This is a genomic window from Pedobacter sp. KH_004, from assembly GCF_057840755.1.
The window spans coordinates 3561399-3574228 of the sequence record NZ_CM174519.1; the positions used below are offsets into that span (position 1 = coordinate 3561399).

Annotated in this window: 13 protein-coding genes; 7 read left to right on the forward strand and 6 right to left on the reverse strand. The window is 38.5% G+C overall.

Annotated elements, in window-relative coordinates; all coding sequences use genetic code 11:
* Nucleotides 1-62 precede the first annotated feature (62 nt).
* From AC3ITD_RS15245 to AC3ITD_RS15255, 3 genes are read left to right on the forward strand one after another with little or no spacing between them, the layout of a single operon-like run.
* Complete coding sequence (locus AC3ITD_RS15245; RefSeq protein WP_265801725.1) at nucleotides 63-587, forward strand: hypothetical protein; 525 nt, start codon at nucleotides 63-65, stop codon at nucleotides 585-587.
* A gap of 51 nt (nucleotides 588-638) precedes the next feature.
* Entirely contained in the window at nucleotides 639-2006 is a 1368-nt protein-coding gene (locus AC3ITD_RS15250; RefSeq protein ID WP_056848484.1) for a peptidylprolyl isomerase, read from the forward strand.
* A gap of 5 nt (nucleotides 2007-2011) precedes the next feature.
* Nucleotides 2012-2974, forward strand: coding sequence for an AAA family ATPase (locus AC3ITD_RS15255; RefSeq protein ID WP_489360993.1), 963 nt, complete (start codon nucleotides 2012-2014; stop codon nucleotides 2972-2974).
* A gap of 150 nt (nucleotides 2975-3124) precedes the next feature.
* On the opposite strand, the gene AC3ITD_RS15260 is transcribed toward AC3ITD_RS15255, so the two are convergent.
* Nucleotides 3125-4660, reverse strand: coding sequence for an IS1182 family transposase (locus AC3ITD_RS15260; protein ID WP_489360995.1), 1536 nt, complete (start codon nucleotides 4658-4660; stop codon nucleotides 3125-3127).
* Between the two features lie 182 nt (nucleotides 4661-4842).
* On the opposite strand from AC3ITD_RS15260, the gene AC3ITD_RS15265 reads away from it, so the two are divergent.
* Together AC3ITD_RS15265 and AC3ITD_RS15270 are read left to right on the forward strand one after the other, a co-directional pair.
* On the forward strand, nucleotides 4843-5418 hold the full coding sequence (locus AC3ITD_RS15265; protein ID WP_489360997.1) for a YdeI/OmpD-associated family protein: 576 nt from the start codon (nucleotides 4843-4845) through the stop codon (nucleotides 5416-5418).
* Between the two features lie 262 nt (nucleotides 5419-5680).
* Entirely contained in the window at nucleotides 5681-5881 is a 201-nt protein-coding gene (locus AC3ITD_RS15270; RefSeq protein ID WP_056848482.1) for a hypothetical protein, read from the forward strand.
* A gap of 98 nt (nucleotides 5882-5979) precedes the next feature.
* Here AC3ITD_RS15270 and AC3ITD_RS15275 read toward each other — a convergent pair whose 3' ends face one another.
* From AC3ITD_RS15275 to AC3ITD_RS15285, 3 genes are all read right to left on the reverse strand, one after another.
* Entirely contained in the window at nucleotides 5980-6864 is an 885-nt protein-coding gene (locus AC3ITD_RS15275; RefSeq protein ID WP_489360999.1) for a glycerophosphodiester phosphodiesterase family protein, read from the reverse strand.
* Nucleotides 6865-7088: 224 nt separating this feature from the next.
* Nucleotides 7089-7946 (reverse strand): DUF4440 domain-containing protein, encoded by an 858-nt coding sequence (locus AC3ITD_RS15280; RefSeq protein ID WP_489361001.1) that lies wholly within the window; start codon nucleotides 7944-7946, stop codon nucleotides 7089-7091.
* A gap of 80 nt (nucleotides 7947-8026) precedes the next feature.
* Nucleotides 8027-9007, reverse strand: coding sequence for a M28 family peptidase (locus tag AC3ITD_RS15285; RefSeq protein WP_489361003.1), 981 nt, complete (start codon nucleotides 9005-9007; stop codon nucleotides 8027-8029).
* 16 nt (nucleotides 9008-9023) lie between these two features.
* Between AC3ITD_RS15285 and AC3ITD_RS15290 the strand changes: the two genes are divergently transcribed.
* Nucleotides 9024-9188: a hypothetical protein gene (locus AC3ITD_RS15290; protein ID WP_489361005.1), complete on the forward strand. Its 165-nt coding sequence runs from the start codon at nucleotides 9024-9026 to the stop codon at nucleotides 9186-9188.
* 21 nt (nucleotides 9189-9209) lie between these two features.
* On the opposite strand, the gene cysS is transcribed toward AC3ITD_RS15290, so the two are convergent.
* Entirely contained in the window at nucleotides 9210-10670 is a 1461-nt protein-coding gene (gene cysS / locus AC3ITD_RS15295) for a cysteine--tRNA ligase (RefSeq protein ID WP_489361007.1), read from the reverse strand.
* Between the two features lie 336 nt (nucleotides 10671-11006).
* Entirely contained in the window at nucleotides 11007-11606 is a 600-nt protein-coding gene (gene msrA, locus AC3ITD_RS15300) for a peptide-methionine (S)-S-oxide reductase MsrA (protein WP_056848477.1), read from the reverse strand.
* 246 nt (nucleotides 11607-11852) lie between these two features.
* Between msrA and AC3ITD_RS15305 the strand changes: the two genes are divergently transcribed.
* Nucleotides 11853-12815, forward strand: a complete 963-nt coding sequence (locus AC3ITD_RS15305) for an isopenicillin N synthase family dioxygenase (protein ID WP_489361010.1) — start codon at nucleotides 11853-11855, stop codon at nucleotides 12813-12815.
* The last annotated feature ends 15 nt before the right edge of the window (nucleotides 12816-12830 follow it).

Sequence of the window (12830 nt, forward strand, 5' to 3'; positions counted from 1 at the left end):
CAAAAAAGGCTTGTTGCTTATTTATTTTTAGTATTATTTTCGGTTATTCGTTTGCACAAAACGTGGCTGCAATCAATGGTAAATCAATAAGTAGCAAAGAGTTTTTATGGGCTTATAAAAAGAGTCATAATGGTATTTCTAGCACTGATTATGCCAGTTTGGAAAACTATTTGAACTTGTATATAAATTTTAAATTGAAAGTTTTGGATGCCAGAGAAATGGGTTTGGATAAGAATTCCATTTATCAGGAAGAGATTAAAACTTACGAAATTGCACTGGTAGCACATAAAAAGGCTGATGCAAGACATAAGGATCAGGATTTTTTGCTCAATGAATACAAAGAAGGCGTTTTGATGTTTAACATCTCCGAAAAAAAGATATGGAACAAAGCGCAAGACGATGAGCAAGCATTACAGGAATTTTATAATAAAAACCAACAGAATTACAATAAGCCATTGAGTGATGTGAGAGGTCAGGTAATTGCCGACTATCAGCAAAGCCTGGAGGAAAACTGGCTGAAAGGGCTCAGACAAAAACACCAGATTAAGATTAATGAGCAAGAGTTAAGAAAACTCGCAAAACAGTAACTCTATTTTGGTAAAAGATTAGTATTAAATTTGCAAAATATAACACAAAGAATGAAGAAGTTTTTTTTAGTAGCAACAGCATTAATTTGCACACTGTTAAACAGTTATGCCCAACCAGGGAAACATAACATCGATAAAGTTGCTGCTGTGGTAGGTAATAATATTATTTTACTATCAGATTTGAATCAGGAGTATACGCAGTACCTATACCAGGGAAACCCTCCAAATGAAAGCATAAAGTGTAAAATTTTACAAAACACCTTGACTCAGAAACTGCTGAAACAACAAGCAGAAATCGATTCGGTTATGGTAGAAGATGGCCAGGTAGACGATGAGGTGGATAAGCGGATGCGTTCGATGATGCAACGTGCCGGTGGGCAGGAGCGTTTAGAGCAATTCTTAAATAAATCGGTTTTGCAATATAAGGATGAGATGAGACCAACGATTAAAGATGGTTTAATCGCTCAGAAAATGCAAGGTAAAATCACCGAAAATATTAATGTTACGCCAATGGAAGTTGAGAAATACTTCAAATCGTTGGGTGATAGCATTCCAGAATTTAACACGGAAGTTGAAGTTGGAGAGATCATTCTTGATCCAAAATTATCAAGAGCTGAAAAGCAAAGATTTCGGGATAAAATTGAAGCGTTACGTTTAAGAATTAAAGGTGGCGACGATTTTGGAGTTCTGGCTAAAACATATTCTGAAGACCCGGGATCATCTGCAGATGGTGGAGATTTAGGTTTCTTTGATAGAAGTATGATGGCAAAGGAGTTTACAGCCTGGGCGTTCAAACTTAAAGCGGGAGAAATTTCTCCGGTATTTGAAACTGAATTTGGTTTCCACATCCTTCAGGTAATTGAGCGTCGTGGTGAGCAGGTTCACGCCCGTCACATCCTGGTAAGACCCGCAACAACACCAGAAAGTTTAACCCGTTTAAAACTTCATGCCGATAGTGTTTACAACAAAATTATCGCTAACAAACTATCATTCGCCGCTGCGGCAAACTTATATTCAGACAATAAAGAATCGAAATATAATGGCGGTATGATGCTGAACGCAGAAAACGTTCAAGCCAGAACTACTTTTATCCCTATTGATAAATTAGATCCATCTGTATTTTTGGTAATCGATACCATGAAAATTGGCGGCATTTCTAAACCTGATTTATATACTGCAGCTGATGGCAAACAAGGCTATCGTTTACTTTATTTGAAGTCTAAAATTCCCCCTCACAAAGCGAACATGGCACAAGATTTTCCAAAAATTAGAGACGCCGCTCAAAGTGATAAAATAAATCGTACTTTAAGCGAATGGTTTGAAAAACGTCGTGAAAGCACTTACATTAAAATCGACGACGAGTTTAATACCTGCGATGAACTAAAAATTTGGACTAAGACCACTACAGCCGCAAAATAACACGAATGCAGTACAAAAACGAAGTAGAAGCCGTTGACGCACTTCATCACACTTTCAACAAAATTAAAACCGAAATTAGTAAGGTTGTTGTTGGACAAGATGATATCATTAAATCAGTTTTGATCGCCATTTTTAGCAACGGACATTGTTTGTTGGTTGGCGTACCCGGATTGGCTAAAACTTTACTCGTTCAAACTGTTGCCTCGGTTTTAGATCTGGATTTCAATAGAATTCAATTCACCCCCGATTTAATGCCAAGTGATATCATTGGCGCAGAGATATTAGGAGAAGACAGGCACTTTAAATTTATTAAAGGTCCTGTTTTTTCGAATATTATTTTAGCTGATGAGATTAACCGTACTCCGCCAAAAACGCAGGCCGCTTTACTAGAGGCCATGCAGGAGAAATCGGTTACAGCAGCTGGCTTAACCCATACCTTACCAAAGCCATTCTTTGTGTTGGCTACGCAAAACCCAATTGAACAAGAAGGGACTTATCCCCTACCCGAAGCGCAACTCGATCGTTTCATGTTCAATATCCAATTAAATTATCCGGCATTTGCCGATGAGCTTAATATTGTTAAAAATACTACAAGCAATAAAACCATAGCGCTCGAGAAAATTATTCAAGCTGATGATATTCTGTTTTTCCAAAAGCTGATTCGCGATATTCCGGTAACGGATAATGTTTTGGAATATGCGGTAAAGCTGGCTTCTAAAACCAGACCGAATAGTGAGTTTGCGACAGAAGCGGTAAACAAATATATTAGCTGGGGTGCCGGGCCAAGAGCATCACAGTTTTTGGTTTTAGGAGCAAAATGTCATGCGGCTATTTCAGGAAAATATGCTCCAGACATTGAAGATGTTCAAGCGGTAGCAGAACCTATTTTACGCCACCGTATTGTTAGAAATTACCGTGCTGAAGCAGAAGGATTATCAATAGAAAAGATCATTAAAGATTTGTTATAAAAAATCAATCAAATTTACAAGAGGCTGTCTCAAAATACATGAGGCAGCTTTTTTTTGTATTTAAATAAATCCTATGTGTTCTTCGTTTATTGCTGGCTAGAAATGTTTATTTAACCATTATTTTGTTAAAACGGGCAAAAGCAAGCCTTTTTAGGCTGCTTTTTTTCTAATATTTTGTGCAATTGCCAGTAATCCCCATTCTATTGACACCTTTTCTTTCCCTCGGAGCATGAAGCGGCGGAACCCGTGGTTCTGTTTAATATTCCCGAATACTGGTTCAACATCATGACACCTTTGCTTTCGTTTTTCAACCCCCTTTTCACTGTTGAGTAGCTGATATGCTTTTGCTTTATGTCGCATCAGATTAGTGTTGACCTCTATGATCCTGTTTCCCTGAGATTTGTGGCAAGTCCCATTGAGTGGGCATGTGGCACAATTCTTTGCCTGGTACCTTTTGCTGGTCTGCTCAAATCCGGTACTGGTTTTTCGTTTGCTATCGCCGATATAATTCATTTTTTGACCCATTGGACATATATAGCAGTCCTGCTCCCGATTATAGAATAGCCTGTCCTGGGCAAATGGTTTCTTCTTGTTGTGGGTTTCACTATGCTCCTTGTCGAACATGCCATATTTTACGTAAGCTTCAATCTGGCCAGCTTCCATGATCTCATAATTTTCCTCGCTTCCATAACCTGCATCTGCGGTAATGGTCTTCAGGGTTTTACCAAAGCTTGCCTGGTGTTGCTCGATATGTTCTTTTAAAGTAGTGGTATCAGTGGGGTTCGGGTGAATGGTATAATTTACGATGAACTGGTTTGAGGTTGATATCTGTACATTATAACCTGGCTTGAGCTGGCCATTTTGCATGTGGTCTTCCTTCATCCGCATGAAAGTCGCATCGGTATCGGTTTTACTAAAGCTGTTGCGTTCCCCCAGGATTTCTTCTTTACGCTCATATTCTGCTATCTTTTCCGGATATTCCCTGGTTATATACCTCAGCTTCGCTTTGACTTTTTTGTCCAGATCTGTTTTTTCTGCCAATACTGCATTGAGCGTATCCACGGTCTGCTGTACCTTTTCTGTATCTATATCGGTAAAATCCGGTGGTTCGGGCAGTCCATCTTCTACTTTGGCAACACTTTGGGCATATTGCCAGATTTCACTCAAGGCTTTCTTCATCTTCTCCTTATTGGTCTGGATGGCTTTTTTCCACACAAAGGTATACTTGTTCGCATTGGCCTCTATCTTGGTACCATCAGTATAAACATCTTCAATGCTTAAAAGGCCTTCTGCTGCCAAAAGTTTTACCACCTCCTCAAATACACTGCGAAGTGCATCCTTAAGCCGCACGCCACGAAAACGGTTGATGGTATTGTGGTCGGGATAACTCATCCCACTGAGCCACATAAAATTGATGTTCTCTCTGCAGGCTACCTCCAGCTTTCTGCTACTATAGATATTGCTCACATACCCATATACCAAAACCTTTAACAGCATTTGGGGATGGTAACTTGAAGTACCCTTAATCTTATAAGCATCCAACAGCCCCTGGATATTGATTCGGTTAATAACATCGTTCACGATGCGAACAGGATGGCCTTTTGCCACAAGTTCATCCAGAGTAGGCGGAATAGCCATAATCTGGTCTTGATAGTAGGGCTTGAAAACTGGTATTTGGACTGGCATAAACCTCAATTATTTATACTTAAATATCTGAAATTCAACGTAATAAACCAAATTTAAAAGGTAAAAAATTATTTTTTTTACAAAAAAAAAGACTGCCTTTTTGAGACAGCCTCTTTTTTGTTTTAAAAAATACAATCTCCATATCTAAATGGTATTTTAGTTTTGAATAATAGCACGTTATAATGGAGAAGGATATAGAATCAATTTGCCCTGCTAGCAGAAACGAATGGCGAGAATGGTTAAAAGAAAACCACCAAACGGCAACATCGATCTGGTTGATTCAATATAAAAAAAGTGCTGACAAACCCACCATTTCTTGGGTGGAGGCGGTTGAAGAGGCGCTTTGTTTTGGTTGGATCGATAGCATCAGAAAATCAATTGACGAGGAAAGATTTATTCAATTTTTCACCAAGAGAAAACCGAAAAGCGCTTGGTCTAAAATTAATAAAGCAAAGGTTTTAGCATTGATAGATGATGGCTTGATGTCCAAAGCTGGCCATGAAAGTATTGCTCGGGCAAAAGAGAATGGCTCGTGGATAATTCTAGATGAAGTAGAAGAATTAACAATTCCCGAAGAACTGGAGCATGAATTTGAAAAGAAACGAGAGGCAAAAGAATTTTTTCTAGGTTTAAGCAAATCAGTGAGGAAAGCCATTTTACAGTGGATTGCTTTTGCAAAGAGACCTGAAACAAAAGCTAAAAGAATTGTAGAGGTTGTGGAGCTTGCGGAAAGAAAACAAAAACCGAAACAGTTTTAACAGTCGACAGGTCACGAGCTAATTTATATATGTTTGTTCTAAGACCTATATCTTACGCCTATAAATTAATAACAAAGGCCTTCTAATATTGTTATAGATCAATCATCGACTCCTCCTGTCACGATTTTATCTGAGAAAGATAGATTGGAAAAGCAATCAAATAATTTAGCCTACAACCGATGGTTACTTTATAATTTAGGATAATTGTTCTTATCTTTATGCCAATTAGAAAGCAAAATTTTTCAAATCAAAAATATTTAACATGTCAGCTCACGATTCACACGCACCAGTTCATCAAACAAAAGGCATTTGGGCATTGCCATTAACAGCTTGGATTATTGTTTTAATCCTTCTTGTAGCCTTTACCAGACCAATTTTCGTTCACGCACCAGAAGGATCTGGTCACCATGAAACAGAGAAACCGCATTCAAAAGCAGAAGAGGCTGAATCATCACATCACTAGTATTAAGTTGAAGGTTAAAAGTTTATGCCAGCTAGTTCATATAGCCATAGAAAAAGCGTCCGAGGTTAAATCGAGACGCTTTTTTTGTAGTTCAAATTTTATTTCAACTGCCCCATTAAGTTTGGGAAATCGGTAATTACACCATCAACGCCCAGGCTGATAAAATAGTTAATTTCCTTTAAACCATTCACCGTCCACGGAATAATTTTGATGCCCATGGCATGGCAGCGATCTACCAATCCTTTACCTACTAAAACCGAATATGGACTGTAAATGGTAGGCTTGAAGCCTAATTTTTCAATATAATCTTCGAAAGGTTCTTTTTCATCAATCAAAAGCGAAGTTTGTATTTTAGGATATTTCTCATGCAAATACTGGAGCGTTCGCATATCAAAAGACTGAATAATTACCCGTTTCGAAATCTTTTTTGCGTTGACCACTTCCATAATCAATTCTACAAACTCAGCAGGCTCAGGATGAAAATCGTTATCTCCACTTTTAATCGTTTTCGTTTCAATACTATAAACAGGCTTTTTTAACCTTTTTTCTTTCACATAAGTTTCTACCGCGTCAATCGTCTCACTAAGCAAAGGCTTATAGGCTTTAAACTTCACCTGACCGGGAAAACGAGCATGAACTTTACTTCCAACATCAAACTTCTTCACCTCCTCGTAATCCATTTTGTAAATGTTGTATTTCTTTTGATCTTTCAAAGAAATCGGTTTACCATTTGGCATTAAAGATATTTCATTGTTAAAATAGGGCTCCTGAGATAGCACAACTTTTTTATCTTTGGAAATAACGGCATCCATCTCTAGGGTCGTTACCCCCAAATCAAGGGCTTTGAGCATACCTTCAACTGTATTTTCGGGCATTATTCCACGTGCACCAGCTTTACCCTGTAAATCAAATTTCTGCTTTTGAGCTGAAACCTGTAAAAATGTAAGCGAGAGCAGAAGTATGATCTGTAATCTTTTATTCATGAACTTAAAACGTAAAATGATTTGTTATTATATTTTCTGGAGCGCATAAACAGTACTATTTTTAATGTTGTTCCCGCTTTTCGCTTTACTCTCCCGAGAAAACCGGGATTCGTGCCCGCTTCAATCGGGGCTAAAGGGAAACGAAAGTGCAAAGAACAGCTTCAATAGCACATAAAAAAAGGGCTATCTTTTTATCGAAAGCCCTTGTAATTCACAATGTAAATTTATCTTTCTGCGGGTACAAAAGCCTGCAGAATTAAGTTCCAGCTGGCATCTGCAGCTTTTTCATAAACAAAAACGTAGTTAAAACTTTCGCGTAAATCGGCTTTATAATCTATTGTGGCCACGCCATAAGTATAAGCTAAATCACTGCCAATTGCCTTATCAACACCAGTTGTTTTTAAGTTAATTTTACTAATCATTCCGTTATAAAAAGAAATGATTTTGCCTTTTCCGTTAATGGCTTCGTTACCCGGAAATAACAGACGGGCATCTTCTGTTAAAAAGCCACCAAACGCGGCAATACCATGTGTTTTCAAAAGCGTGTTCAAAGTTTTCTCAGTTGTAGAAATGATATCCTTTCCAGCCTTTAATTGTTTCTCATTCAAAAATTTTGGGGCAACATGGTCTTTTGGTTCAATAAATTTAGGAGCAGATTTATCTAAAGGTTTATTGCTCGATGTGCCTAAATCAATGGCTAATTTCCACTTGCCATTCTCCGATTTCCAAATGGATAGATACTGACCATATTTTTTCTCCGAACCACTCACAGCGTAAGGACCAGTAGTAAAACCTAAATCGCCACTACGGGAAACCTTTGCTAAATTTGGTTCCCAGGTAACGGTATTTTCATCTGTTTTCTGTGCATTATAAAAAGTTCTTACATTAACAGGGTTCGGTCTGAAAACCAACCCACTTGCTAATGAATACTCCAGATAAGCATCTTTATCTCCATTTTTTGCAATAGATTTTGCGAAATCTTTTTCTGCACTTACTAATGACTTCGTGGTTCCATCATTTTTTTGTGCCCATGCACCAATTGCCAAAAGTGATAATATTGCAGTTGAAAATAATTGTTTCATTATAAATTTTAGATATATGTTTGGCGAATATAGAATTTTTTAGATGCTGTCTTTTCAAAAGTAATTAACAATTACACATTTTATTTTTCACGATAAATCATTTCCAGAACCGTTTGCCCGGTTGCTTTAAGAGTATTTTTATCAATATTTGCGAGGTTATCCAATTGGGTATGCCAGTTAATGTAGAAACCACTGTTATCGTTATAGTGAATAATATCAATGGATGGCACTCCGGCTTTGTTCATCCAGAAATGATCATCAACAATTTTACCGCTCGGAATGCGAACAAAGTACGATGAATAACCAATTTCATTACCAATATCCCAAACCCTGTTCACTACGTCAGGCGCCGCCTGCCTCGAAATTTCATCTTGCGTAAACTGGGCATTCCCACCTCCAACCATGTCGAGATTGATTCCATAACCAGCTTTATAGCCTGCAGCAATTGCATTTTTCGCCCAAAATTGTGAACCTAAACACCAGGTTACCTCGTCGGGCGTTTCATCATTTGCTTTCCCATAGTCTTCCAAATCCCATAATACAAAATCAATACCTACGTTTGGCGATTTTTTCTGAATTTGCCTTGCCATTTCAAGGATCACACCAACACCACTGCCCCCATCATTTGCCGCATCAAAAGGCTTATTGTGATTTGCAGGATTCGAATCCTGATCAGAAAACGGACGGGCATCCCAATGGGCCGTAATTAAAACCCTTATTTTATTTTCCGGATTAAAACTGGCAAAAATGTTTTTTAACTGAAAGGTCTTGCCATCGTAAGTTTGCGTTTTCTCTCCTTGAATTTTGACCTCTGCGCCAAATGACTTCAATTTATTAACCAAATATTCAGCACATTTTTGGTGTGCCAAAGTACCCGGAATTCTTGGTCCAAAATCAACCTGTGCTTTCACATAAGCATAAGCACTATCTGCATTAAATTCTGGCGAAACTAAAGTTATAGCTGTATTTGTCTCTGTATCGCCAGCCTTATCTGATTTAGTTTTACAGGCCTGAAAGCTTAGCAAAGCAATTAGAGGCCAAAATAAAAGTTTTTTATTCATTGTTAATTCTTAAATTATGAAGGAGATTGCCACGAATATTACCGATGAAAAATCGGAGAATATTCTCGCAAGGACGGAAGAGCGGGGTATCAAAAAAATCAAGTGCATCAATGAGTTCGTCATTGCGAGTCCGGATTTTTCATCTGGACATGGCAATCTCATTGATGCTTCTAATTATTAAACCACATGATCCCCTCTAAACCTAAACCTTACTCCAAGTTGTACCTTCTTTGCTATCCTTTAGTTGAATTCCCAACTCCTGTAATCCAATTCTAATTTTATCTGAGGTAGCATAATCTTTATTGGCTTTCGCTTCAGTACGAAGATCGATCACCATTTCCAAAACACCATTTAAATCGTTGCTCCCTGCATCTTCGTCTTTTAAGCCTAAAATATCGAAAACAAAATCGTTCACTAATGCTTTCAGTTGCTCAAGAGATTCAGCTGAAATCTTCGCCTTTCCATCGTAAACTGTATTGATAATCCTCACGGCCTCAAACAGCTCTGCAATTAAAATCGGACTATTAAAATCATCATTCATTGCGGCAATGCATCTCTCTTTAAGGGCAACAATATCAAAATCATTTTGATCAGAAACGGCTAATTTGTCCAACAAACTCACTGCAGCCATCAGCCTGCGGAAACCTTTCTCAGAAGCATCGAGCGCATCATTAGAAAAATCTAAAGTGCTGCGATAGTGTGCCTGAAGCATGAAAAACTTAACCGTCATCGGGCTATAACCTTTTCGCAAAAGCGGATGGGCACCGGTAAATAATTCGAGCGGAAGAAAACCATTGCCAGCCGATTTAGACATTCGCGTTCCATTTACAGTAAGCATATTGGTGTGCATCCAATACCGGGCAGGTTGTTTGTGACTACAAGCCTCAGATTGCGCAATTTCGTTGGTGTGGTGCGTAGCGGCTAAGTCCATCCCTCCACCGTGAATGTCAAATTCATCGCCCAGGTATTTTGCGCTCATGGCTGAACATTCGATATGCCAACCCGGAAAACCTAATCCCCAAGGCGATTGCCATTGCATTAAAGTTTCAGGTTTCGCTTTAATCCATAAGGCAAAATCCAAACGCCCACGTTTCTCATCTTGCCCGCCTAGCTCGCGGGTATTATTCAACATATCCTCTAAATTGCGATTGGTGAGGATAGTATAATTATATTCTTTACTGTATTTTTCTACATCAAAATAAACGTTTCCGCCCACCTCATAACCATAGCCATTGGCGATAATTACTTTGATCATCTCAATTTGTTCGATAATGTGCCCAGTGGCGGTTGGTTCGATGCTCGGTGGCAAGGTATTAAACATCCGCAACACATCATGAAAACCCAGAGTGTACTTTTGAACAATTTCCATAGGCTCTAACTGTTCCAGCTTTGCACGTTTTGCAAACTTATCATCTCCTTCATCTCTATCTCCCTCAAGGTGCCCTGCATCGGTTATATTACGCACATAACGAACCTTAAAACCTAAATATTTCAGGTATCTGAAAATCAAATCAAAAGAAATAAATGTACGGCAATTGCCCAAATGCACATCGCTGTATACGGTAGGTCCGCAAACATACATGCCCACATGAGCAGCGTTTAACGGTTGAAAAAGTTCTTTTTTACGCGAAAGGGTATTGTAAAGCTGTAAGCCAGTATTCATACTGCAAATGTAATATTTACCAGCGTAAAGTTTTAGGAATGCTTCATTGTTTAACTGACCAATGAGGTAATTGACAATTCTTAAATCAAAAAGAGCATTTTTTTGGAAAGGTACTGTAGTGCTATTCGGGTAATGCAGTCCGCCTTTCCCTGCCCGTCCGGCAGGCGGGAGCTAAATCCCCGATGAAGAAAGAATCGCGGGATACCGCGTCAATGCGGTTTAGAAACCAAGTTTTGAGCCATTACTCATTCTACTAAGTACAACTGCTGTGGCTATATCAATTTTTTTAGTCGATCGTCATTCCCTTGAAGTAAGGAATGACGATCGTTCTAATGATTAATTCTTCAACTTATCTTTAAATATTTTCTCCAGTTTTTGCATTTTGGGCAAAATTACGGCTCTGCAATAAGGCTCGCTGCCATTTTTCAAATAATAATTTTGATGATAATTTTCAGCTACATAAAAAGGTTTTGCAGCCTCGATAGCAGTAACCACAGGTTTGCCAAAAGCATTTTTCTTGTTCAACTCCGCTTTATATTTAGAAGCTAAATCTTTTTGCTCAGCATTATGATAAAAAACTACTGATCGATACTGTGTACCCGAATCTGCACCCTGGCGGTTTAGTGTAGTGGGATCATGGCTTTTCCAAAAAACTTCCAACAGTTCATCGTAAGTAATCACCATTGGATTATAAGTAATCTCTAAAACCTCCGCGTGTCCTGTTGCACCCGTACAAACCTCCTCATAAGTTGGATTGGCTAACCGCCCTCCTTCATATCCAGATTTTACAGCGGTAACACCTTTAAGCCTTTGAAATATGGCTTCTGTACACCAAAAACAACCCATTCCAAATGTGGCCTTTTCAGTCTTTTTGCCCTGCGCCTGAACTTGGTTCAATGTCAGGATTGATAGTAGAATTAAAATTATTTTTTTCATTTTGTGTGTTAATTATTGAAGCAGCTTTCATTTGCATTCGTTAATAATATTACGAAAATAAAGTGCAACTAGTTTGTGTGGATACAATAATGGATTTTGAATGACAATTGCAACAAATTGTTAACTTACCTGTTAATGTTAATAACTTAAATTACTGGTAATTAAATTTTTATATCCACAATACTAGCCACGATCGCACTTATTAACAATTCTTTTTTAAATTCGTATCACATTAAAAATAAATTTATGTCTACACCGTATATTCCTTGTTTGGATTTAGGTTCTTATATCAACGGAACTGAAGAAGAACGTAAAAAATTTTCTGATGAGTTGGGCAGAGCCTTCAACGATTCGGGGTTTGTAACTATCACAAACCATGGTTTAAGTCAGGAATTGATTGATAAGCTTTACGAAAACATTAAAGCTGCATTTTCACTTCCTGTAGAAACCAAAAGGAAATACGAGAAACCAGAATTGGCCGGGCAACGCGGTTACACTAGTGCCGGTAAAGAAACAGCAAAAGGCGCTAAAACACCAGATTTGAAAGAGTTTTGGCAAATTGGGCAGGAAGTTACCGATGGCGACCCGGTGAAAGATGAATATCCGGACAACGAAGTGTTAGAAGAGCTTCCAGAATTTAATAAAGTTACCGGCGATATCTACAAAAAACTTCAGGAAAATGGCACACACTTATTACGTGCCATTGCTACTTACCTGGAATTGCCAGTTGATTATTTTGATAAACATGTACACAACGGAAACTCAATTTTAAGAGGTATTCACTACTTCCCTATTGAAAACCCAAAGTTAATTCCTGATGATGCAGTTCGTGCCGGCGCACATGAAGACATCAATTTAATTACCCTTTTAATTGGAGCCAGTGCAGACGGCTTGGAAGTTTTAACCCGCAGCAATGAATGGTTGCCAATTAAAGCACACCACACCGATATCGTTGTAAATGTAGGCGACATGCTGCAACGTTTAACCAATAACAAATTAAAATCAACCACACATAGAGTGGTAAATCCACCTCGCGAATTGATGAAAACTTCTCGTTTTTCGGTTCCATTTTTCTTACATCCCCGCAGTGATATGGATTTGACAAGTCTGCCTTCAACCATTGATGCCGAACACCCGAAGGCCTATAGCGATATGACAGCTGGCGAATATTTGGACGAAAGGCTGAGAGAGATTGGGCTGAAGAAATAAAGCCCCACCTAAATC

What these genes read in the sequence shown, in the direction of transcription:
- AC3ITD_RS15275 (WP_489360999.1), bottom strand. Translation starts at nt 6,864, where the DNA reads ATGAATAAAAGATTACAGATCATACTTCTGCTCTCGCTTACATTTTTA.
- msrA (WP_056848477.1), bottom strand. Translation starts at nt 11,606, where the DNA reads ATGAAAAAAATAATTTTAATTCTACTATCAATCCTGACATTGAACCAA.
- AC3ITD_RS15260 (WP_489360995.1), bottom strand. Translation starts at nt 4,660, where the DNA reads ATGCCAGTCCAAATACCAGTTTTCAAGCCCTACTATCAAGACCAGATT.
- AC3ITD_RS15265 (WP_489360997.1), top strand. Translation starts at nt 4,843, where the DNA reads ATGGAGAAGGATATAGAATCAATTTGCCCTGCTAGCAGAAACGAATGG.
- cysS (WP_489361007.1), bottom strand. Translation starts at nt 10,670, where the DNA reads ATGAATACTGGCTTACAGCTTTACAATACCCTTTCGCGTAAAAAAGAA.
- AC3ITD_RS15285 (WP_489361003.1), bottom strand. Translation starts at nt 9,007, where the DNA reads ATGAATAAAAAACTTTTATTTTGGCCTCTAATTGCTTTGCTAAGCTTT.
- AC3ITD_RS15280 (WP_489361001.1), bottom strand. Translation starts at nt 7,946, where the DNA reads ATGAAACAATTATTTTCAACTGCAATATTATCACTTTTGGCAATTGGT.
- AC3ITD_RS15270 (WP_056848482.1), top strand. Translation starts at nt 5,681, where the DNA reads ATGTCAGCTCACGATTCACACGCACCAGTTCATCAAACAAAAGGCATT.
- AC3ITD_RS15250 (WP_056848484.1), top strand. Translation starts at nt 639, where the DNA reads ATGAAGAAGTTTTTTTTAGTAGCAACAGCATTAATTTGCACACTGTTA.
- AC3ITD_RS15255 (WP_489360993.1), top strand. Translation starts at nt 2,012, where the DNA reads ATGCAGTACAAAAACGAAGTAGAAGCCGTTGACGCACTTCATCACACT.
- AC3ITD_RS15290 (WP_489361005.1), top strand. Translation starts at nt 9,024, where the DNA reads ATGAAGGAGATTGCCACGAATATTACCGATGAAAAATCGGAGAATATT.
- AC3ITD_RS15305 (WP_489361010.1), top strand. Translation starts at nt 11,853, where the DNA reads ATGTCTACACCGTATATTCCTTGTTTGGATTTAGGTTCTTATATCAAC.